Raw genomic sequence first — 18,983 nt, 5'->3', positions numbered from 1 at the left:
ATCCAGATGTGGTATCAACGCCTGGAACTTCGCCGCCAGGACATCCTCGATCCCCTCCGGTCTCCCCATGCCAGCACAACGAGTCCCACAGCCAGAAGCCACGACTTGATTCCCGGCAAGCCCTAAGAGCTCGTAACACGATCATGGTGTGCGGTGTTTCAGGCGTCGCCAGCAGATGAGGCCGCTGGCGAGGGTGACGAGGGCGTTGTGTAGGTCGAGTCGGCGTTCCCAGCGGATGGCGAGGCGTTTGAACTGGTGCAGTAGGGCGAAGGTTTGCTCGACGACGTAGCGGAGCTTGCCAGGCTCTCGATGTTCGGGCTTCCCTCGTGGGAGATGACTGGCAGGATGCGGCGTTTCCGCAGCTCACGGCGGTTGGGGTCGCTGTCGTATCCCTTGTCGCTCAAGAGGGCGTCAGGGCGCTTGCGTGGGTGTCCGACTCGACCGGCGACGGGCGGGATGCCGTCGACCAGGGCGAGGGTCTGCGTGACGTCGTTGACGTTGGCGGCGGTGGTGATCGCCTTCAGCGGTGTACCGTGCCCGTCGCAGATCAGGTGGTGCTTGCTGCCGGTCTTGCCCCGGTCGACCGGCGAGGGGCCGGTCGCCTGGCCCTCTTTTTCGCCTTCACGTGGGAGGCGTCCACGCAGGCTCGCGTCCAGTCGATCTTCCCCGCCGCGTTCAACTCAGCCGGGAGTATGCGGTGCAGCTGGTCGAAGACGCCGGCCTCCTGCCATCGCCCCAACCTGCGCCAGCAGGTCTGGCCGGAGCCGAAGCCCAGTTCCAGGGGCAGTTGCTGCCAGGTGATCCCGGTGTACAGCACGAACAGGATGCCTTGCAGGCACCGCCGGTCGTCCACCGGTCGCGGGCCCGGTGACCGCTCGGGCCACTTCGGCAGCAGCGGCTCGATCACCGCCCACAACGCGTCGTCCACAATCCACGGCCTGCTCACACCCTCACGAACGGCCCAATCCTCGCACCGGACACGGCCGCCAGCACCGCATCACAAGATCGTGTCACGAGCTCTAAGGGCGGCGCCGGGCCGATTCTGCGAAGAAGCTGGCTGGAACCGGTGTCGCCCGGATCGGGTTGGCCTCATTCGCCTGATCCAACAAGGTCATTTCCGTTGGCCACGCGGCTGGCCATATGGGGCCTCCGAGAGCCTCCGACCGGAGGGAAACCGCAGGTCAGGCCTGGGAAGATGTGGTGTCCGAGGGGGGACTTGAACCCCCACGCCCTTAAACGGGCACTAGCACCTCAAGCTAGCGCGTCTGCCATTCCGCCACCCGGACAACAGGTGCGCGCGGCGCTCCGGCCGCTGCGGTGTGTCCCACCATACCAAGCTTCCAGGGCTGGTGTTTCCGCATATCCGAGCCGCCCGGACGGGCCGAGGGTCTGTGGCGCGGGCGCGTCGCGCGGCACTAGTTCGCGCGGGAGGTGACCGCGCCCGAGGTGGAGCCGAGGGCCTTCAGCCAGGAGGGGCCGCTCAGCAGCTCAAGGAGTAACAGCAGCCGGCTCAGCGGCTCCCACTGGGGCGTCGCCGACGCCTCGCCGTCCGGCTCCTCGGCGGCGAGCAGCGCCCACACGGCCTTGCCGTGGCGGTCGGGCGTCGTCCAGCCCCAGTTCCTCGCGAGACCCTCCAGGACGTGCAGGCCGCGCCCCGACTCCTGGCAGGGGCTGGGGGAGCGCACCAGCGGCACGTCCTGGCCGGGGTCGAAGACCGCGCAGAGCACCGAGCGTTCGCAGTGCACCAGGCTCAGCAGCAGCGGCTGCTCCTCGCTGGCCGGCGGCAGCGGGCTCGGGCGGGTGCCGGCCGGCAGGCCGTAGCGGAGGGCGTTGGTCACCAGCTCGGAGACGACGACCATCGTGTCGCCGACCAGCTCGCCGAGTCCCCAGTCCGTCAGCGTCGCGCGGGTCAGCGCGCGCGCCGATCTGGGCGCGCCCGGCTCGCCCGCCAGGGGGAACGTCGCGAAGCCCGCCACGTCCGCGGACGTGGCCCGCCGCCCGGCAGCGGCGAGGGGCGCCATCGAGGCGTAGGGGAGAGCTGACATGAACCGACCTCCGCGGGTGTTCAAGATGACCCTGGCGGTGACTCCGCAGAGTCTATCCTGGGGTACTCAGAGTATCCCTGCAAGTACATCTGAAAGAACGAACGCAAGAACAGATGCAAGAACGTATGCAAGAACGGATGCAAGAACACTAGGAGTTGAGGCAGTATCAGGGAAGGCCGTCCTGTCGCTCCACGGCGGGCGGTGAAGGCACCCCACAAGCCGAGGAGTTCGGATGCCTGAGTTCGTGAACGGTGTGTCGGCCACTCAGATCCCCGGTGTGAGCTGGCGGAAGAGCGCGCGGAGCAACCCGAACGGCAACTGCGTCGAGGTGGCCGGCCTGCCCGACGGAGGCGTCGCGGTGCGGAACTCGCGGGACCCCCGGGGCCCGGCGCTCATCTACACGAGGGCCGAGATGACCGCGTTCGTGCGGGGTGCCAGGGACGGTGACTTCGACGACCTCGTCGACTGAACGGGGTTGACCCCGGGGGCGGACCGTTCGGACAACGGTTGACGTGACGGGGCCGGCCGGTGTCGGCCCCGTCTCCCCGAGCGGGCGCTTACCCTGTGGTGAGAGGCCCATGTGTCACCGTGGGTGTGGCCGGGGCGACTGTACGCCCCGTCCGAACAGTGCAACACTTGAGCGCTAATTCAACAGCTCAGGGGAACCCACATGACGTCAGCTCACCAGGGACCGGCCCATGCGGTGAGGGACCTGCTCACTCACCCGAGGGGCGGGCCCACGGTTCTAAGGATCGTGCTCGGCACTCATCTGCGTCGACTCCGGGGGAGGGCTGTGGAATCACGCGGGAGGCGGCGGGGGACGCCATCCGTGGTTCGCACGCCAAGATCAGCCGTCTGGAGCTGGGGCGCGTCGCCGCCAAGGAGCGGGACATCGCCGACCTGTTGACGCTCTACGGGGTGCTGGACGAGGGGCAGCGCGGGCAGTTCATCGCCCTGGCCAGGCAGGCGAGTTCGCCGGGCTGGTGGCAGAAGTACGGTGACGTTCTGCCCAGTTGGTTCGAGACCATGATCGGCCTTGAGGAAGCCGCCTCGCTGATCAGGACCTACGAGGTCCAGTTCGTTCCCGGGCTGCTCCAGACCGCCGACTACGCGCGGGCCTGCATCCGGCTCGGCAACCCTCGTGCCACCGACCGCCAGGTCGACCGTCGTGTCGAACTGCGGCTCGAACGGCAGAAGTTGCTGCTGCGTGACGGCGCGCCCAGGTTGTGGGCCGTGGTCGACGAGGCCGCGCTGACCCGCCCGATGGGCGGCGCCGAGGCGATGCGGGCGCAGATCCGGCATCTGCGGGAGATGGCCGAGCGGCCCAACATCACGCTTCAGATAGCGCCGTTCAGGATCGGTGGGCTCGCCGCGGCCGGTGGTCCGGTCACCATCCTGCGTTTCCTGGAGCCCGACCTTCCCGACATCGTCTATCTGGAGCAGCTCAACAGCGCGCTCTACCTGGACAAGCGGGAGGACGTCGAGGACTACCTGGCCGTGATGGACAGCCTGTGCGCGACGGCAGAGCCGCACGGCAGGACCCCGGCCACCCTGGAGCGGGTGTTGACCGGACTGGACGAGGCCGACGGCCTGTCCTGACCCGCCGTCGGGCGCACGGGTACAACAACGGGCCGGGGAGCACGCCCCCGGCCCGCAGTCGTTTCCGTCGCCGTCCACGGCGCCGGAAGCGGGGCTCAGCGCTTGCGGCCGACTCCGCCGTACTCGATCCACTCCTCGGTCTGCTGCTTGGGCCCGAGGTCGCTGTCCGGGCGCCAGGTGCTGATCTCGCACAGCCCCGGTTCGAGAAGCTCAAGCCCCTCGAAGTAGCGGCGGACATCCGCCTGTTCGCGCACCCGCCCCCAGTTGCCCTGGGTCGCCGCGTTCATGAAGGCGGTGGCCTCGTCGCGCAACACCGGGTCGTCGCTGACCAGTTGGTTCATCACCAGGAAGCTTCCCGGGGCGAGCCGGTCGGCGACCCTGTGGACCAGCGCCGTCGGGTCGTCCTCGTCGGGGATGCAGTGGAGCACCGAGACGAAGAGCGCGGCCACCGGCTCGTTCGGGTCGATCAGCCGCACCAGGTCCGGGTGGTCGAAGATCCCGTCCGTGTCGCGGAAGTCCGCCTGGATGACCGCCGTGTTGGCGTTCTCCTCCAGCAGCGCCCGGCCGTGCGCGAGCACGATCGGGTCGTTGTCGATGTAGACCACCTTGGCGTCGGGGTCGCTGCGCTGGGCGATCTGGTGGACGTTGTCCTGGGTCGGCAGACCGGAGCCGTGGTCGACGAACTGCCGGATGCCGTAGTCCTCGGAGAGGATCCGCACGGCCCGCTGGAGGAATCGGCGGTTGTTGACCGCCAGGGGTCGGGTGCTGGGCGCGGTCCGCTCCAGCTGGTCGAACGCCTCGCGGTCGACCGCGTAGTTGTCCTTCCCTCCCAGGGCGTAGTCGTATATGCGTGCGACGCTGGGCACGTTGACGTCCACCTCGCGGGTGGTGACGTCCTCGGCTCCGGCCATGCGAACCTCTCTTCTTCCTCGAACCTGCACAACAGGGCCGCATCCTCGCACGCCGCACGGAAGTTGACGGTTCATCATGCCCGCTGAGAGCACAACTGTCCGAATGTCGATGCCCGCCTCCGTGGCGTGCCCGCTCAACGGTGGGCGTCGAGCCAGGTCAGCAGGTCGGCCTGGACCTCGTCGCGGTTGGTCTCGTTGAGGATCTCGTGCCGGGCCTCCGGGTAGGCGCGCCAGGTCAGCTCCCGGGTGCCGTGGTAGCGGAAGTCCTCCAGCAGTTCGTAGACCAGGCTCATCCCGCTGTGGCAGGGGTCCTGTTCGCCGACCGCCACATGGACCGGCAGGTCCCTCGGCACGCGCGCCTGCCGCTCCGGATCGTTGATCTTGCGCACTCCCAGCACCCAGTCCAACGAGAGCCCGGCGCCGAAGGCGAAGCCGCAGCGCCGGTCCGCCACGTACGCGTCCACCTCGGCCGGGTCGCGGCTGAGCCACTCGAACCCGGTGCGCGCGGGGTAGGGGTCGTTGAAGGAGGCGAAGAGGTCGGGGACGAAGGTGGAGGGAGCGTCCCGGCCGCCGTGCTCGATCTCCTCCTGGAGCGCGGCGATCGCCCCGGTCGGTTCGCACCCGGGCAGCGAGCGGAACGTGCCGCTGAGGACCAGACCGCGCAGCGTCTCTCCGTGCTCCTGGGCGAAGTCGCGTGCCAGCTGGGAGCCCATGCTGTGGCCGAGCATCACCAGCGGCACCCCCGGGTGGGCTTCGCGCGTCCGGTCGCCCACCATCCTGAGGTCCTCCACGGTCGAGCGCCACCCGGAGGCGCCCACCGCGCCCAGGCCCCCGGTGTGCGCGGCGGTCGCGCCGTGGCCCCGGTTGTCGGAGGCGACCACGGCGTAGCCGTGTGCGGCCAGCTCGCGGGCGAACCGGTCGTAGCGCAGGGCGTGTTCGGCGGCGCCGTGCACGATCTGCACCACCGCGTGCGGGCGCCCGCCGTGGTCCGGTGACCAGCGGTAGGTGGCGATCGGCACCCCGTCCCTGGCGGTGTGGAAGTCGGCGCGTGGGGGCGTGGTCGGCGTTCCCTGTTCCACCGTCTGCTCCTTCGTGTGAGGTCGTCGCGCTTCGTGCGTCTCGTGTGCGGGTGTCTCGTGTGCGGGTGTCACGCGCGGGTCGCCGCGCGGCGCGCCCCGTTCGGGACTCGTGCGTGGGGCTGGTGCGCGGGTGCCCCGGGGCGCTCTGCGAACGCTTCCCGGCCGGAGGCCAGGTCATGAGTCCGCGCGCCCACGGGTCCGCGAGCCGTTCGCCGGGCGACCTCGATGTTCACCCGGGGCCCGGGCGGCGGCGAGGGGACACACCCGGCACCGGACGCCCGGGTCCCGGTGGCCCGCACGGACGGACGGCGCGGACGCGACGGGGAGGAGGTGAGGCAACGTCACCCCGATGGCGGCTCGGGGGAGTTGATCGAAGGCGAGTCGACGCGCGTCATTGACATGACCATGGCCCAGGATCAGGGTGGGACCCGCCGCGCGTCCGCACCCACGAGGGCGCCGGCGTCCGCGACCGCGAACGGAGAAGCGTGTTCAGACGATCTGCCCCACACAGACGGCACGGCACCCTGGCGCTGGCGGGCGTGACCCTCGCCGGCCTGCTCGCCGCGGCGACGCCGGCGCTCGCCGCGCAGGACGAGGCGTCCGCCCCGGTCGACGCCGCCTTCACCGAGGCCGCCGACGCCTACCAGGTTCCCCGTGACCTGCTGGTCGCCGTCGGCTACGGAGAGACCAGACTGAACGACCACGACGGCGCCCCCAGCCACGCCCGCGGCTACGGCGTCATGCACCTGGTCGACAACCCCGGCCACCGCACCCTGGACGCCGCGGCCGACGCCACCGGCCTCGACGCCGCCGAGCTGCGCGCCGACACGGCGGCCAACATCGAGGGCGGAGCGGCAGTTCTACGCGCGTACGCCGACGGTCTCGGCCTCACCGCCGCCGACCGTGCCGACATCGACGCCTGGTACCCCGTCGTCGCCCGCTACGGCGGCGCCGAACAGGACGCCACCGCCCGGCTCTACGCCGACACGGTCTACGAACTGCTCGCCGACGGACTCAGCGCCGTCGTGGAAGGCGGGGAAACGGTCACCGTCGACCCCAGCGCGGTCGATCCGGAACGCGGCGAGTACGCGGCTGCCGACTTCGGCGCGCTCAGCGAGGACTACCCGCCCGCGCTGTGGGCCCCCGCCCACTCGGCCAACTTCGCGACCGGCCGCACCCAGGCCATCGACACCGTGGTCATCCACGTGACCCAGGGCTCCTACGCCGGCTCGATCGCCTGGTTCCAGAACCCGGACGCGCAGGTCAGCGCGCACTACACCATCCGCTCCTCGGACGGCGAGGTCACCCAGTCCGTCCGCGACCGGGACACCGCCTGGCACGCCAGGTCGGGCAACCCGTACAGCGTCGGCATCGAACACGAGGGCTGGGTCGACGAAGCCTCCTGGTTCACCGACGCCATGTACCGCTCCTCCGCCGCCCTGACCCGCCACCTCGCGGACAAGCACGGCATCCCGCTCGACCGGCAGCACATCGTCGGCCATGTCGAGGTGCCGGGCAACGACCACACCGACCCCGGACCCCACTGGGACTGGGACTACTACATGGAGCTGGTCGGCGGCGACCCCGGCGAACCCGGCCCGCCGGCGCTGGACTTCCCCGCCTACGACACCCTCAGGGACGGCTCCACCGGCGCCCAGGTGACCGCCCTCCAGTACCTGCTGAACCAGAACGGCCAGAACGCGGGCACCGTCGACGGCCAGTTCGGGCCCAGCACCGCGGCGGCCGTGCGCGGCTTCCAGTCCGCCAAGGGGCTCGAAGCCGACGGCGTCGTCGGCCCGCGCACCTGGACCGCGCTGCTGTCCGCCGGCGCCACCACCACGGTGCGCGAGGGGAGTTCGGGCGAGGCGGTCTCCCGCCTCCAGCGGGCGCTGACCGCCGCCCTCGGCCAGACGGTGGACGTGGACGGGCAGTTCGGCCCGAACACGGGCGCGGCCGTCCGGGAGTACCAGGCCGACCGCGACCTGGAGGCGGACGGCGTCGTCGGCCCCGCGACCTGGGAGGCGCTCCAGTCCGGCCGCTGAACCGGAACCCGGGCACCACGAGGCCGTCGGGGAACGCGCACACCGCGCGCCCCCGACGGCCCCCGCGCGCACGGCGGGTGACGGACCCTCAGTCGTGGTGCATCACGTCGAAGTAGTGCAACGCGGCCTGGGCGTAGGCGAGTCGCGAGTCCAACTGCCGTGGGTCGTGGTGGTAGTCGGTGCGCAGATGGCCGAACGTCAGCGCCCGCGACCCCGGGGGAGCGCCCCGCCGGTGCCAGATCACGCTGCGCGGATAGCCCCAGACCACCATCTCCGACACCTGACCGAGCGTCAGCAGCGAGAGCAGCAGGCAGCCCAGGAAGATCACCAGCCAGAGCGGGAACGCCAGCGCGAAGACCAGCCAGCCGCCCACCGAACCCCGCCGCCCCACATAGGGATCGCCGCCGTCCGCCGGGTCGATCCGCCACTCGCAGCGCCGGCCGAACCGTGCCGGCGCGTGCCGGATCTCCGCCAGCGGCCGGTCCTCCGCGTCCACGACGCGAAACCGCCGCGGCCAGGGCACCCGTTCCTCCGGCAGCACGGTCGCCAACGTCGCGCCGTCCGGGTCCGTCAGCGCCAGCACCGGGTGCGGCTGGCCGCCGCCGCGCAGCCGCAGCCGTTCCTCGACCTCGGCGACCGTCACCGGGCGCGCCGCCAGCGAGGCCGCCAACTCCGCCGTGGTCTCCTGCCCCTCGGGCGCCAACAGCCGCACGCGGGCGGACGGTTCGGCGTCCTCACCGCGCCGGTTCGGACGGATCAGGAACTCCTCGCCGATCGTCCACTCCGCGGTGCGCATTCCGTCCGCGCTGGCTATGTCCACGGTGAACCCCGTCGCCACGCCACTCCCTCGGTCGGGCCGGCGGCCCGACCCCCACCGGCCGCGCCCTCACGCCACTGCGCGTCACCGTACCCGCGGGCGCGGCGCCCACGCCGCGATGTCTGCCACACGCGTGACGGGTTGACGCGCCGGGCCGCCGGCCCCCGCTCCAGGTCAGCCACTTGCCCGGTCCCGCGTCCGCCCCGCAGGATGGGCCGATGCCGCGCCCGAGGGTCGGGTCGGCCGGAGGGATGGTGCACGTGACGGCTCGGGTCGCCGTGGTCGGCGAGGCCCTGGTGGATCTGCTGTGGCGGACCGGTTCCCGGGAGGCGCGCGCCGTTCCCGGCGGCAGCCCGGCCAACGTCGCCGTCGGCCTGCACCGGTTGGAACGCCCCGCCACCCTGCTCACCAGCTGGGGCGACGACCCGCCGGGCGCGCTGGTCGCCGAGCATCTCGCCGGCACCGGCGTCGAGGTGGTGCGGCTGCCCACCGGCGGTCCCGCGAGGACGACCGTGGCGCTGGCCTATCTCGCGGCGGACGGCTCCGCCCACTACGACTTCCTCACCTCCTGGGCGCCGACCGCGCTCGACCTCCCGGAGGACACCGCGGTGGTGCACACCGGCTCGCTGGCCGTCGCCGTCGAGCCCGGCGCCTCCCGCGTGCTCGAACTGGCCGCCGCCCAGAGCGCGTTGGGCCGGCTGGTCGTCGCCGACCTCAACGTGCGGCCCGCCGTGCTCCCCGACCGCTCCGCCTACCGCGCGCTCGCCGAACGGCTGGCCGGCGAGGTCAGGGTGCTCAAGGCCAGCGACGAGGACCTGGCCTGGCTCTACCCCGACCTGACGGTTGGCGAGGCCGCCGAGACGCTGCGCGCGCTCGGTCCCGAGCTGGTCGTCGTCACCCGGGGAGCGGAGGGCGCGCTCGGGCTCACCGCCGCGCACCGCGTCGACGTACCGGCGCCCGCGGTGGCGGTGGTCGACACGGTCGGCGCGGGCGACGCCTTCCAGTCCGCGCTGCTCGACGACCTCGCCGGCCGCGGCGCGGTCCCCACCGACCCCGCCGTTCTCGCCGCCGTCCTCGCCCGCTGCGCCCGGTGCGCCGCGCTCACCTGCGCGCGCGAGGGCGCCGACCCGCCCACCCGGGCCCTGCTCGACGGGGAGGGCGCGGACACGGCCGCCCCGGACGGAACGCGCGGGGCGGAGACGCCCGACCGGGGCTGAACGCGCGCCCGCCGCGCGGGCGCGGCGGGCGACCGCTCAGGAGCCCGCGTCCTCCAACCGGAAGCCGACCTTCAGCCCCACCTGGAAGTGCGCCGGCCGTCCGTCCTCGATGTGCCCGCGGACCTGCGTCACCTCGAACCACTCCAGCTGCCGCAGGGTGCGCGAGGCGCGTTCGATCGCGTTGCGGATCGCCGCGTCCACGCCCTCCGGCGAGGAGCCGACGATCTCGGTCACCCGGTAGATGTGGTCGGACACGCTGACCTCCCGTGGCTGTGCCGCTGACCTCCCACGGTGCCCCAGGTGGCCGCCCTCCGCACCCGGGGGAGCGGCCCGGGGCGGCAGTCGGTGGTGTCGGTCCGCGATGCTACGCTCCCGGTGGGTCGTGACTGGCGCGTACGAGATGGGCCCAACCATCGGGAAGCGACCCCAGCGATGCGATGTGGAGCCGTGCGCCTGGGCCGTCGCGACGTCTGCCTAGGAGGCCTTGAGTGACCACGGAGAACATGTCCGCCACCCCCGAGTCCACCGCCTTCCGCACGGCGCTCGACGTGGTGCGCGGCGTCGAGCCCCGGATCGCCGACGCGATCGGCGCCGAGATCGAGGACCAGCGGGCCTCGCTCAAGCTGATCGCCAGCGAGAACTACGCCTCGCCCGCCGTGCTGCTCGCCATGGGGAACTGGTTCAGCGACAAGTACGCCGAGGGCACCATCGGCCGCCGCTTCTACGCCGGCTGCCGCAACGTCGACACCGTCGAGGCCATCGCCGCCGAGCACGCCCGTGAGCTGTTCGGCGCCCAGCACGCCTACGTGCAGCCGCACTCCGGTATCGACGCCAACCTGGTCGCCTTCTGGGCGGTGCTCGCCCAGCGCGTCGAGCTGCCCGCGCTGGAGCAGGCCGGCGTCCGCCAGGTCAACGACCTCGGCGAGGAGGACTGGGAGCGGCTGCGCAAGGCGCTGGGCGACCAGCGGATGCTCGGCATGTCCCTGGACGCGGGCGGCCACCTCACCCACGGCTTCCGGCCGAACATCTCCGGCAAGATGTTCCACCAGCGTTCCTACGGCACCGACCCGGAGACCGGGCTGTTGGACTACGACGCGGTGCGCGCCGCCGCCCGCGAGTTCCGCCCGCTGATCCTGATCGCCGGCTACTCCGCCTACCCGCGCCGGGTCAACTTCCGCATCATGCGCGAGATCGCCGACGAGGTCGGCGCCACGCTGATGGTCGACATGGCGCACTTCGCCGGGCTGGTCGCCGGCAAGGTCCTCACCGGCGACTTCGACCCGGTGCCGCACGCCCAGATCGTCACCACCACCACCCACAAGTCCCTGCGCGGCCCGCGCGGCGGCATGGTGCTGTGCGACGACTCGCTGGCCGCCCAGGTCGACCGCGGGTGCCCGATGGTGCTCGGCGGCCCGTTGCCGCACGTGATGGCCGCCAAGGCCGTCGCCCTCGCCGAGGCCAGGCAGCCCGCGTTCCAGGACTACGCCCAGCACGTGGTGGACAACGCCCGGGCGCTTGCCGAGGGCCTGACCCGGCGCGGCGCCCGGCTGGTCACCGGCGGCACGGACAACCACCTGGCGCTGCTCGACGTCTCCGGCTACGGCCTCACCGGCCGGCAGGCCGAGGGCGCGCTGCTCGACGCGGGCATCGTCACCAACCGCAACGCGATCCCGCGCGACCCCAACGGCGCCTGGTACACCTCCGGCATCCGCCTGGGCACCCCGGCGCTGACCACCCGCGGCCTGACCGCAGACGGCTTCGACGAGGTCGCCGAGCTGATCGACAGCGTGCTGCGCCGCACCACCCCCGGCACCGCCAAGAGCGGCAAGCCCTCCAAGGCCACCTACGTCCTCGGCGAGGGCGTGGCCAAGGAGGTCGCCGGCCGCGCCGCCGACCTGCTGGACAAGCACCCGCTCTACCCGCGGGTCGACCTCGGCTGAGCCGCCCGCGACCGACTGCGAGCCCATGACCTTCCCCCTCACCCGTCCGCACGCCACGCCGGCCACGGAGGCCGAGGCCGTCGAGCGCCAGCTGCGGCTGCGCGACCACACCGTGCTGGACTCCTCGGGCCCCGCGCCCGGGGAGCCCGGCACGGTGGTGGTCGGCGTCGACGTGGCCTACGACGACGCCCGCGACCTGGTGGCCGCCGCGGCCGTGGCGCTGGACGCCGCCTCCCTGGAGGTCGTCGCACGCGCCACCGCCGTCGGCCGCGTCGACTTCCCCTACGTGCCGGGGCTGTTGGCGTTCCGCGAGCTGCCCACGGTGCTGGCGGCGCTGGAACGGCTGACCGTGGCGCCCGACCTGGTGGTGTGCGACGGCCACGGCCTGGCCCACCCGCGCCGCTTCGGGCTGGCCAGCCACCTCGGGGTCATCGGCGACCTGCCGACCATCGGCGTCGCCAAGAACCCGCCGCCGCCCCCGGTGCGCGAGGCGGCGCCGGGACCGGCGGCGGAACGCGGCTCCACCGCCGCGCTGCTGGACCCGGCGACGGGGGAGGAGGTCGGCCTGGCGCTGCGCACCAGGGACGGCGTCAAGCCCCTGTATGTCTCGCCCGGCCACCGCACCACCGTGGACGACGCCCGCGCCCACACGCTGCACCTGGCCAGGGGCGTGCGGCTGCCCCAGACCACCAGGCTCGCCGACCGGCTCTGCCGGGAGGCGCTGGCCGCCGCCTGACGCCGCCGCCCGTTGCCCTGCCTCAGTCCTCCGCCGCCGCGAGGGCGCCGAGCGCGACGTCCACGTCCTCCTCCCCGCTGTAGAGGTGGAAGGCGAACCGCGCCCGGCCGGCCCGGCGCGAGAACCGCACCCCCGCCGCCTCCAACGCCTCGGCCGCGCCCGCGCTCTCCGGCACCGAGACGATGGGGGAGCCGCCGGGGCCCGTCGGCAGCCCCAGCCGCGCGAGCCCCGCGCGGAACCTGTCGGCCAGCCGCAGGTCGTGCGCGCCGATCGCCTCCTGCCCCCACTCCCGCACCAGGGCGAGCGCCGGCGCGGCGGCGGCGTAGGTGTAGTACGCGGGGCCGCTGTCGAACCGTCGCGCGCTGTCGGCCAGTTCGGTGACCGGGCCGTAGAGGTTGGCCGACGGGTCGGCCGCCGCCATCCAGCCGGCACCCAACGGCCTGAGCCCGCCGCCGTCGGCCGGGACCGTGAGGAACGAGGTGCCGCGCGGGCAGAGCAGCCACTTGAACGCGCCGCACACCGTGAAGTCGAAGGCGTCGGCGGACAGCGGCAGCCAGCCGGTGGACTGGGTGGTGTCCACCAGGGTCCGCGCGCCGTGCGCCCGGGCGGCGCCGGCCACGGCGGCGAGATCGGCGCGCGCCCCGTCGGACGACTGGACCGAGGAGACGGCGACCAGCGCGGTCTCGGGGCCGATGGCGTCCGCCAGCGCGGCCAGCGGCACCTGCCGAGGCCGCAGCCCCACCCGTAGCGCGAACGGCGTCACCAGGGAGCTGAAGTCGCCGTAGGCGCACAGCACTTCACTGCCCTCGGGAAGGGCGGCGGCGATCAGCCCCACGTGGGCGGCGACCGAGCCGCCGACCGCGACCCGTTCGGGCCCGAGCCCGACCAGCGCGGCGAACGTGGCTCTGCTCTCCTCCATCGCGCGGAAGTACGCCGTCTGGTCGGGCCGCCCGGCCGCCGTCTCGCGCACCGCCGCCTCCAGCGCGGCGACGGAACGCGCCGGTGGTCGGCCGAGGGAGGCGGTGTCCAGGTAGCCGGGGGCCGGAGGGAAGGCGTCGCTCGCTTCTCTCAACATGTCGACAAGTCTTCCCAGGGTTGTGCGCCGGTGCACTCCGGCGCACGCGAGGGGCGCACGCAAGTCTCCTCAATTCCCCCTTACGCCCCGATGCCCCCCAAGCACCCCGAACACTGCCGGTGCCCGCCGGAGCACGCTAAGGTGCTGAAAGAGGGAGAACTGGGGGCAGCGCAAGGCGCGGTGCGTCGGAGAAGTGTGGGGAGGGACGGGTGCGTCGAACGAGAAGGGGACGGGGCCCGAGCCTGCCGACCCACCCGCGCCGCGGTGAGCAACGGCCGGACGTCTCACAGGGGTTGACGCGATGCGGGAGCTGACGCCGACCGATCCGCGCCGCATAGGCGGCTATCTGCTGCTACGCCGGCTAGGGGAGGGCCGCAGCGGCGTGGTCTATCTCGCCCGCTCCCTGCGCGGCGAGCCGGTCGCGCTCAAGCTGATCCGCCCCGCCTACGCCTTCGACCCGGCCTTCCGCGCCCGCTTCGAGGCCGATGTCGCCGCCGCCCGGCACGTAGGCGCCCGCCGGCTGGTCACCGTCGCCGCCGCCGACACCGCGGGCGGCACCGTCTGGGCCGCCTACCCCTACGTCGCGGGACCCACGCTCGACGAGACCGTCGCCACCCACGGCCCGCTGCCGCCCCGCACGGTCGGCGCCCTCGGGGCGCTGCTGGCCGAGGCGCTGACCGCCGTGCACGCCGCCGGCCTCTGCCACCGCGACGTGCGGCCGGGACATGTGCAACTCACCCTGGACGGCCCCAGGCTGACCGGGTTCGGCGGGTCGGGCACCCGCATCGGGCCGCCCGGTTTCCTCTCGCCCGAACAGGCCGTGGGCGGCGCCATCCCCGTCGGCCCGCCCAGCGACCTCTTCGCCCTCGGCTGCCTGCTGGCCTACGCCGCCACCGGCCGGGGCCCGTTCGGCGAGGGGACCCCGCGCGAGCTGTTACGCCGCGCCGCCTTCGACCCGCCCGACCTCGCCGACGTGCCGCGCGGGCTGCGGGAAGTGGTCAGCGCCTGTCTCCACCGCGACCCGCTGCTCCGCCCCTCCGCGCTGGACCTGGCCCGGGAGATGGCCCCACCCGTGGGCGTCGGCTGGCTGCCCGGCCCCCTGGCGCGCGAGGTCGCCGCCCGCTATGCGGCGCCGCTGCCCAGGCCCGCCTCCCACGAGCCCGCCGGCCAGGGACTCCCGGCCGTGCCCGGCCAACCCGCCTCCGAGACACCGGCGTTGCCCCGGGGCGCGGCCGAGCCGCCCGAGCCGGAACGGCCCACGCCCGACGCTCTCTCCGACACCCCCGAGCCCGAGAAGCCGCGCCCCACCGGAAGGCGCCGCGCGCTCCGACTCCTCGGCGGCGCCGGCGCGTTGGCCGTCGCGGGCGTCGGCGCCGGGCTGCTGCTGCGCACCGAGCCGGGCGCCGAGGGCCCGGCCGGCGCCGGCCGCCGCACCTATGCCATCGGTCTCCAGGCCAACCTCAGCGGCCCGGCCGCCGACGCCGGCAGCGGACAGCAGCGCGGGTTGAACATGGCGGTCGACGAGCTGAACCGCCTCGGCAACCTCCCCTTCGACCTCGACGTCCGCCCCGTCGACGACGCCGGCGACCAGGAGCTGGCCCGTCAGGCGGCACGCGACCTGGTCGCCGACGAGGAGGTGATGGCCGTCATCGGGCCCAGCGAGGACGCGGTGCTCCCGGCCGTGGGCGACGCCTACGCGTCCGCCGAAGTCCCGCTGCTCGCCCTGTCGTTGACCGGCCCGGGCGACCACGAGCGCTACGGGTCGCTGCTCGTGGCCCGCCCGCCGGCCGCGCTCGCCGGGCTCGCGGCCGGGGAGGTGCTGGCGGAGCGGGACGCCCGCCGGGTCGTCGTCCTCGACGACCGGGCCGCGGGCGAGGAGAGTGGCCGCGTCGCCCGCGCCCTCCACGGCTCCCTGGACCGCGAGCGGTTCACCCCCCTCGTCAGGGAACTCGACAGCGCCGAGGCCGACCTGAACGCCCTCGCCGCCGAACTCACCGCCGACGGCACCGAGGCCGTGGTCTGGTGCGGCCGGGCCGAGGGCGCCGGCCGGCTCTCCCGGGCGCTGCGCACCAACGGCTACCAGGGCGTCGGCCTGGCCACCGAACGGGCCATCGGCCCCGAGTACTTCCTGCACACCGGCCAACAACCCGACGACTGGTTCTTTCTCGCCCCCTACACCGACCCGCGCGCCGACCCCAGGGCCAACGGCTTCGGCCGCGCCCACCGCGACCGCTTCGGATGGGACGCCGAACCCTACGCGGCCGAGGCCTACGACGCGGCCCAACTGCTCGTCCTCACCCTGCGGGAGACCGTCGAACGCCGCGCCGGGGTCACCCGAGGCGTGCTGCTCGAAGCGCTCCTCGCCGGACGCTACCGAGGCGTCGCCCGCGACCTCGCCTTCGACGCCGAGGGCGGCTACGCGGGGGAGGGGCCGGTCGCCTACCTCTACCGCGCCCACCACGGGGAGCTCCGTTTCCAGGGCCCGGTCTCCGGGTGAACGGGCCCCGCCGCGAGGGCCGTTGACGGCCCGGCCGTCCCTCGGAACGGCCGGACCGCCCCCGGGACTCAGCGCACCGCGGCCTCGATCAGGTCCGCCGCCCGTGCCGTGCCGCCCTCGGCGACCGCCTGCTCCCGCAGCCGCGCCGAACGCGCCGCGACCTCCGGGTCGTCGACCAGCTCCCGCAGCGCCACACGCAGCCGCTCAGCCGTCGCCTCCTCGGTGTCCAACCGGCGTGCCACGCCCAGGCTGACCAGTTGGTCCGCGTTTCCGAACTGGTCAACCGCCTGGGGGACCGCGATCATCGGCACCCCGGTGACCAGTCCCTCGGACGCGCCGCCCATCCCTGCGTGGGTGACAAAGGCGTCGGCCTGCTCCAGCACCGACAGCTGCGGAAGCCAGGAGTGCACCTCGACGTTGTCCGGCACGTCCCCCAGCTCGGCCGGGTCCGTGTGGCGGCCGATACCCAGGACCACGTGCCAGCCCGGCAGCCCGCCGAAGGCCTCCAGGCAGCGCCGGTAGAACGCGACCTGCCGGGTGTAGGCCGACCCCAACGAGATCAGCAGCACCCGGCGCGCACCCGCCGGCCGCCGCCACTCGCCGCTGCCGAGCCGACGCCCGAAGCACGGCCCCACGAACGTGACCGTCGAGGTGTCCACGTCCTCGGCCCGGGGCTGCATCGCCCGGGGGATCAGCGCCAACGCCCGGTCGGGGCGGCCGGGGAAGCGGTCCATGTCCAGGGTGGTGGCCCCGCAGGAGGCCAGCCAGCCGGTGAACCGCTCGCGGTAGGCGTCGGCCCCGGGAAGCCGCCACAGCTGGGCCGCGACCTCCTCCTCGTAACCCTCCCAGGCGACATAGGTGGGGGAGAGCTGGATCGGCGGGCGGCCCTGCGCCTCGGCGAGGGCGCGGGCGGCGTAGGCGCCGATGTCGTAGAGATACGCGTCGGCCGGGTCGGCGTCGTAGTGGGCGCGCAGCTGGGGGAGCGCCCGGATCGCGTCGTCGAGGAAGAGACCCATCGCGGCGACGGGGTCCGACGGCCAGTCGTTGTCGGCGACCGGCAGCCCCGACCTCACGGGGACGAACTCCGCGCCGGTGGCCGTGATCCGCTCGGCCATCAGCGGGTCGTTGGCGTAGGTGACCCGGTGGCCCCTGGCCACCAGCTCGCGGATGATCTCCAGGCTGGGCAGCACATGGCTGATGGCCGGGATGCCGACCATCGCCAGATGCGCGGGGCGGTCGAGCGTGCGCGGGGAGAGCGGGGCTGGCCCGGCGGACGTCCGATTCGAGCGCGACGAGGCGGGGACGGAAAGACGGGAAGAGGAAGACATGCGGGACGACTCATCTCAGATCCGGTGAACGGGGGTATCGCGCACCGGCGCGCCGCGGGACCGCCCTGCTGTCGGGCGGGGGCGCGCGCACGGAGCGCGGACGGGGTCGGGGGCCTGCCCCGGGCCGTTCAGCCGTAGATCTGGTGGAAGTACATGTCGACACCGTAGCCGACGCCGCGCCCGTCCGTCACTCGGCTGGCTCCGAGACGCGGGGGTGTGCGCGGGGGCGCGGTTCCGGGAAGGTTCCGGTCCCTCGGGGCCGCTCGCCGGGCATTGACACGTTCTCGTCATCGCGGCAACACTGCCGGACGGGAGAGCGCTCTCCCAGTGTCTCGCGACTCTTCCGCGACTTCGGAGGTCCCGCATGAAACGTCAGAAGGCCCTGTTCTCCGGCACGTTAGCGGCTGCCGTGCTCGCGCTCGTCGCGGCGGGGCTCGGCACCGTGGGGGCGGTCGCCGCGCCGGGCGGCGGGGAGACCGCCGCGAGCGAGGTCGACCACTCCGGCCACCGGATGCCGATGGACCCGCCGCCCGGCGAGTGGATCCCGGTCGACGAGCCGGTCGACGGCATCCCGCCCAACCCGGACGCGCCGTTCGCCGAGCACCGCGAGTTCCAGGCCAACTGCTCGGTCAGCCACACCGGTGACGACGACCCGATCGTCTTCCCCGGCCTCCCGGGCGAGTCCCACAACCACACGTTCATGGGGAACACCACCACCGACGCGTTCAGCGACCTGGACTCGTTCGACCAGGGGGAGACCACCTGTGTGGTCCCGGCCGACCTGTCGGCGTACTGGATGCCGACCATGTTCAACGGCGACGAGGAGGTCCGGCCGAGCGGCCCTCAGGTCATCTACTACAAGTCGGGCATCAGGGACCACGAGTCGGTGCGCCCCTTCCCCACGGGGCTGCGCTACGTGGTCGGCAGCCCCACGCAGTCGGCCGAGGACTTCATCAACGCGACGGAGAAGGGCTGGGAGTGCGGTGACGACTACGAGAACGACGACATCCCGGACTACTGCGCCCCCGGCAGCCAGCTGAACGTCCGCTACCAGGCGCCGAGTTGCTGGGACGGGCGGCATCTGGACTCGCCCAACCACCAGGACCACATGGCCTATCCGGTGGTCGAGGACAACCAGGACGTCTGCCCCTCCAGCCACCCGGTGGCGGTGCCGATGATCGAGTTCAAGATGGCCTTCCCGGTCAGCGGCGACACCTCGGACGTCCGGCTGGCCAGTGGCCGGGGATACAGCTTCCACTACGACTTCTTCAACAACTGGGACGAGCGGACGCTGGCCGCCATGGTGGAGCACTGCGTCAACGGCGGGCTCCAGTGCGACACCCGCGGTTTTGACCAGTTCCACCCCGAGGAGGGCGCCGTCCTCGACGAGAACCACGAACTGCCCTGACCGGGCCCGCCGTCGAGCCGGAGCCGAACGGTGAACGGCGCGGGTCGACCGGCGGCAGCTGGCAGCTGACCGGTGATCCAGGAACGCTGGTCAGTGGTCAGTGGTCAGTGGTCACCGGTCGGCCGCCGGTGCCCGGTGGTCGGAACGCGGGGCCGGATCCCACGCGGAGCCGGCAGGCCCACCGTTCCCGTGAGCGACCGCCGTTGCCTTACCAGTGCGGTGGTCCCGACCAGTCCCGACCAGTCCGCGACCACTCAGCGACCGGTCCCTGACCAGTCGGCGACCACCC

Annotated in this window: 14 protein-coding genes, 1 tRNA gene, 2 pseudogenes and 1 riboswitch; of the genes and pseudogenes, 8 read left to right on the top strand and 9 right to left on the bottom strand. The window is 73.2% G+C overall.

Annotation, left to right across the window (positions count from 1 at the left end):
* Positions 1-141: 141 nt before the first annotated feature.
* From FH715_RS22890 to FH715_RS22880, 3 genes and pseudogenes are all read right to left on the bottom strand, one after another.
* Positions 142-946 (bottom strand): annotated as a pseudogene (locus tag FH715_RS22890) (IS5 family transposase).
* A 252-nt stretch (positions 947-1,198) separates the two neighbouring features.
* Positions 1,199-1,286 (bottom strand) — tRNA-Leu (locus tag FH715_RS22885).
* A 129-nt stretch (positions 1,287-1,415) separates the two neighbouring features.
* A complete protein-coding gene (locus FH715_RS22880; protein ID WP_139648337.1) occupies positions 1,416-2,045 on the bottom strand; it encodes an ATP-binding protein in 630 nt (209 codons plus the stop codon).
* Between the two features lie 232 nt (positions 2,046-2,277).
* Between FH715_RS22880 and FH715_RS22875 the strand changes: the two genes are divergently transcribed.
* Together FH715_RS22875 and FH715_RS22870 are read left to right on the top strand one after the other, a co-directional pair.
* Positions 2,278-2,514 carry a DUF397 domain-containing protein gene (locus tag FH715_RS22875; protein ID WP_139648335.1) on the top strand — a complete coding sequence of 79 codons (237 nt, stop codon included), beginning with the start codon at positions 2,278-2,280 and terminating at the stop codon, positions 2,512-2,514.
* Positions 2,515-2,715: 201 nt separating this feature from the next.
* Positions 2,716-3,644 (top strand): annotated as a pseudogene (locus FH715_RS22870) (helix-turn-helix domain-containing protein).
* Between the two features lie 95 nt (positions 3,645-3,739).
* On the opposite strand, the gene FH715_RS22865 reads toward FH715_RS22870, so the two are convergent.
* Both FH715_RS22865 and FH715_RS22860 read right to left on the bottom strand, forming a co-directional pair.
* The gene (locus tag FH715_RS22865; RefSeq protein WP_139648333.1) at positions 3,740-4,555 is read right to left on the bottom strand and encodes an SAM-dependent methyltransferase; all 816 of its coding nucleotides are present in this window, start codon (positions 4,553-4,555) and stop codon (positions 3,740-3,742) included.
* 134 nt (positions 4,556-4,689) lie between these two features.
* Entirely contained in the window at positions 4,690-5,634 is a 945-nt protein-coding gene (locus tag FH715_RS22860) for an alpha/beta fold hydrolase (RefSeq protein WP_139648331.1), read from the bottom strand.
* Between the two features lie 485 nt (positions 5,635-6,119).
* On the opposite strand from FH715_RS22860, the gene FH715_RS22855 reads away from it, so the two are divergent.
* Positions 6,120-7,676 (top strand): peptidoglycan recognition protein family protein, encoded by a 1,557-nt coding sequence (locus FH715_RS22855; RefSeq protein WP_246108908.1) that lies wholly within the window; start codon positions 6,120-6,122, stop codon positions 7,674-7,676.
* Between the two features lie 88 nt (positions 7,677-7,764).
* Here FH715_RS22855 and FH715_RS29385 read toward each other — a convergent pair whose 3' ends face one another.
* Positions 7,765-8,514 (bottom strand): hypothetical protein, encoded by a 750-nt coding sequence (locus FH715_RS29385; protein WP_139648329.1) that lies wholly within the window; start codon positions 8,512-8,514, stop codon positions 7,765-7,767.
* Between the two features lie 239 nt (positions 8,515-8,753).
* On the opposite strand from FH715_RS29385, the gene FH715_RS22845 reads away from it, so the two are divergent.
* On the top strand, positions 8,754-9,710 hold the full coding sequence (locus FH715_RS22845; RefSeq protein ID WP_246108907.1) for a carbohydrate kinase family protein: 957 nt from the start codon (positions 8,754-8,756) through the stop codon (positions 9,708-9,710).
* 36 nt (positions 9,711-9,746) lie between these two features.
* Here the strand turns inward: FH715_RS22845 and FH715_RS22840 are convergent, their stop codons facing one another.
* The gene (locus FH715_RS22840) at positions 9,747-9,965 is read right to left on the bottom strand and encodes a dodecin (RefSeq protein WP_139648327.1); all 219 of its coding nucleotides are present in this window, start codon (positions 9,963-9,965) and stop codon (positions 9,747-9,749) included.
* A gap of 117 nt (positions 9,966-10,082) precedes the next feature.
* A riboswitch (ZMP/ZTP riboswitch) is annotated at positions 10,083-10,176 on the top strand.
* Between the two features lie 37 nt (positions 10,177-10,213).
* Here FH715_RS22840 and FH715_RS22835 point away from each other — a divergent pair.
* Together FH715_RS22835 and FH715_RS22830 are read left to right on the top strand one after the other, a co-directional pair.
* The gene (locus FH715_RS22835; RefSeq protein WP_139648372.1) at positions 10,214-11,650 is read left to right on the top strand and encodes a glycine hydroxymethyltransferase; all 1,437 of its coding nucleotides are present in this window, start codon (positions 10,214-10,216) and stop codon (positions 11,648-11,650) included.
* A 25-nt stretch (positions 11,651-11,675) separates the two neighbouring features.
* Positions 11,676-12,386 carry an endonuclease V gene (locus FH715_RS22830; protein WP_139648325.1) on the top strand — a complete coding sequence of 237 codons (711 nt, stop codon included), beginning with the start codon at positions 11,676-11,678 and terminating at the stop codon, positions 12,384-12,386.
* Positions 12,387-12,408: 22 nt separating this feature from the next.
* Here the strand turns inward: FH715_RS22830 and FH715_RS22825 are convergent, their stop codons facing one another.
* Entirely contained in the window at positions 12,409-13,461 is a 1,053-nt protein-coding gene (locus FH715_RS22825; protein ID WP_139648323.1) for an aminotransferase class V-fold PLP-dependent enzyme, read from the bottom strand.
* A 301-nt stretch (positions 13,462-13,762) separates the two neighbouring features.
* Between FH715_RS22825 and FH715_RS22820 the strand changes: the two genes are divergently transcribed.
* Positions 13,763-15,958 (top strand): bifunctional serine/threonine-protein kinase/ABC transporter substrate-binding protein, encoded by a 2,196-nt coding sequence (locus tag FH715_RS22820; protein ID WP_139648321.1) that lies wholly within the window; start codon positions 13,763-13,765, stop codon positions 15,956-15,958.
* Positions 15,959-16,026: 68 nt separating this feature from the next.
* Here FH715_RS22820 and FH715_RS22815 read toward each other — a convergent pair whose 3' ends face one another.
* Positions 16,027-17,175, bottom strand: a complete 1,149-nt coding sequence (locus FH715_RS22815; RefSeq protein WP_139648370.1) for a macrolide family glycosyltransferase — start codon at positions 17,173-17,175, stop codon at positions 16,027-16,029.
* Positions 17,176-17,650: 475 nt separating this feature from the next.
* Between FH715_RS22815 and FH715_RS22810 the strand changes: the two genes are divergently transcribed.
* Positions 17,651-18,694 (top strand): DUF1996 domain-containing protein, encoded by a 1,044-nt coding sequence (locus tag FH715_RS22810; protein ID WP_139648319.1) that lies wholly within the window; start codon positions 17,651-17,653, stop codon positions 18,692-18,694.
* Positions 18,695-18,983 lie beyond the last annotated feature (289 nt).

Origin of the sequence: Streptomyces sedi, from assembly GCF_006335015.1 — a bacterium.
Classification (GTDB): domain Bacteria; phylum Actinomycetota; class Actinomycetes; order Streptomycetales; family Streptomycetaceae; genus Streptomyces; species Streptomyces sedi.
The sequence above is the reverse complement of the archived record's forward strand: the minus strand, read 5'-3'. Positions and strand labels throughout refer to the sequence as shown.

Bases quoted from the DNA above. Each gene is read 5' to 3' on its own strand.
- FH715_RS22880 (WP_139648337.1), bottom strand. From the start codon at position 2,045: ATGTCAGCTCTCCCCTACGCCTCGATGGCGCCCCTCGCCGCTGCCGGG.
- FH715_RS22875 (WP_139648335.1), top strand. From the start codon at position 2,278: ATGCCTGAGTTCGTGAACGGTGTGTCGGCCACTCAGATCCCCGGTGTG.
- FH715_RS22865 (WP_139648333.1), bottom strand. From the start codon at position 4,555: ATGGCCGGAGCCGAGGACGTCACCACCCGCGAGGTGGACGTCAACGTG.
- FH715_RS22835 (WP_139648372.1), top strand. From the start codon at position 10,214: ATGTCCGCCACCCCCGAGTCCACCGCCTTCCGCACGGCGCTCGACGTG.
- FH715_RS22830 (WP_139648325.1), top strand. From the start codon at position 11,676: ATGACCTTCCCCCTCACCCGTCCGCACGCCACGCCGGCCACGGAGGCC.
- FH715_RS22825 (WP_139648323.1), bottom strand. From the start codon at position 13,461: ATGTTGAGAGAAGCGAGCGACGCCTTCCCTCCGGCCCCCGGCTACCTG.
- FH715_RS22820 (WP_139648321.1), top strand. From the start codon at position 13,763: ATGCGGGAGCTGACGCCGACCGATCCGCGCCGCATAGGCGGCTATCTG.
- FH715_RS22815 (WP_139648370.1), bottom strand. From the start codon at position 17,175: ATGGTCGGCATCCCGGCCATCAGCCATGTGCTGCCCAGCCTGGAGATC.
- FH715_RS22810 (WP_139648319.1), top strand. From the start codon at position 17,651: ATGAAACGTCAGAAGGCCCTGTTCTCCGGCACGTTAGCGGCTGCCGTG.